This is a genomic window from Mesorhizobium sp. M0051, assembly GCF_040323235.1.
In the GTDB taxonomy this organism is placed as follows: Bacteria; Pseudomonadota; Alphaproteobacteria; order Rhizobiales; family Rhizobiaceae; genus Mesorhizobium.
The window spans coordinates 1-2,009 of sequence record NZ_JAMYUT010000081.1; the positions used below are offsets into that span (position 1 = coordinate 1).

A 2,009-nucleotide genomic window follows, 5' to 3' on the forward strand; every position below is an offset into this window, starting at 1 on the left:
GATGTTAAAGCAAGTTAGAGATGAGACAGCGCTGGCAAGTTAGAAATGCGACCCTCATAGGGAAGGGCGTTCGGTTCCTAGCAAAGTAGAAATGTCGCACCGACGGTGAAGCCGCGCCTTCTTGGCGCCGACTTGAGCGCCCGATCGGGCGTCAGCTGGTCGGGGTTGCGCAGCCCGATCGGGTGCCTTCCAGTGAAGCTCCCTTGGCTTTAGCTTTGAGAGCCGCCGCTGGACAGATCGCGGCGGACTGGCGCTGCACAGGCAGTCCGCTTCCTACATTTTGCCGAAAATTCATCAGGGCAGCGGGGTTTCTGGCAGCTTGCCCGAATTCTCCATCAGGAATGCGAGAACATCATCCAGGCGGCCACTGGTCCTACCTGAATCTGCCGGATCACCCGCACCAAATTTGTTTGGGGTAGTGACTTCAACACCGGCGACAGCGGCCGCCATGCGCGCCAGTGCTTTCTCCCGTCTGGCAATGACGGCCGGGTCGTTCATGAAGTCCCGCCGACGCCCAGGCTTGCGGTCGCGCTTCACATAGCCATTGCCCATGCTCCCGTCGGGGATACCGAACATATGGTCTGTCTGGCCGGTGCGCCGCGGAGCGTGCTGGCTGCGCTTCAGCTCCCGACCTTCCTGCATTTCGGCAACCATCAGCAGCGCCGCATCGAGACGTTTGTTTTCGACGACTGCAGTCCTGTGCACTGATCGAAGTTTGTCGAAGGTTCTGTAGGGCAGGCCGATGCCATCATGAGTTACCTCGAGCCGGCCGTCCGGATAGTCGCAGACGACGACCTTCTTGCCGGCAAGACGCTTCGCCAAGTCGGTCGGATCGAGGATGAATAGCACCTTGTCGTAGCGCAGCGTCAGCGCCTGAGACACGGTGCGAAACTCTTTATGGCACATCGCGCCATCCAACTGTTCGTGATCGGTGAGGGGCCGATGCATGTTCTTCGGATTGCGGGGCTCTTTGCCAAAACGCGCGTTGAAGTCCGCCATGAACTCTGGAGCGTAGGCGTTTGCCGCCTCGATCGTGCTGATGCCACGAAGGCGCAGTTCCTTCACAAGTCGGTCCTGTAAGGTCTGGTTGGCCCGCTCGACGCGTCCCTTGGCTTGGGGCGTGTTGGCACAGATGATGTCGATATTGAGCTCGTAGAGCGCCCGGCCGAACTGCGTCAAACCGCTGGTTCGATCCAACTCCGAACCATGTGTCGTGCGGAAAATGCCGTGCTTGTCGCTGTAGAAGGCCAACGGCTTGCCGCAGGCGCTCAGATAGGCCTTCGCCGCATGGAAATAGTCAAACGTGTTCTCCGAGGCCGCAAAGCGCAAATGGAGCAACTGGCCGGTCGCATCGTCGATAAAGACGAGCAGGGCGCATTTGGGACCGCGAGTCTCAAACCACCAGTGATGCGATCCGTCGATTTGCACCAGCTCGCCGAGGCAGTCACGCCGGCCCCGTGGCTGGTGAAGCTGGCGTTTGCGCTCACGCCGTGATGTCCATATGCCGGCTTCTGTCATCCAGTGGCGTAGCGTCTCCTTGCTGACCCCGACCTGATGCCGTTCGAGCAACTTCTCGGCAGCCAATGTCGGTCCGAAGTCGACATAGTACTCGCGCACCAGGTCGAGCGCCGCATTGCGAAAGTCCTCGCTGTGACGGCGGTTGCTTGGTCGACCGCGCTTCCTCGAAGCAAGGCCAGCAGCGCCATCGCGATCATAGGCTTGCAACAGCCGGTGAACCTGCGCGCGGCTCAATCGCAACAGCTCGGCGGCCTGGACAACGCTTAGCCGACGTTCCCGGATCTTCTGAATAGCTTCAAGGCGATGAAGTTCGTTCTGCGACAAGGTGACGAGACAAGGCATGACGGTCTCCAAGGAGCCCGGTCCGTCGCCAGGCTGAGGCCGCAAGCCTTCCTTTCTAGCTTCGAGTTGGCCAGAGCATGAGCTGTGAAAGTCGGGGACTGTCGCATCTCTAAATTGCTCAAGTGTCGCATCTCTATATAGCTGCTACA

The 2,009-nt window shown here is 59.6% G+C and carries 1 pseudogene; it reads right to left on the minus strand.

Features of this window, described 5'->3' with window-relative positions:
- Positions 1 to 438: 438 nt before the first annotated feature.
- A pseudogene (locus tag NKJ90_RS33275) lies at positions 439 to 1,860 on the minus strand (ISNCY family transposase); the annotation flags it as partial.
- Positions 1,861 to 2,009 lie beyond the last annotated feature (149 nt).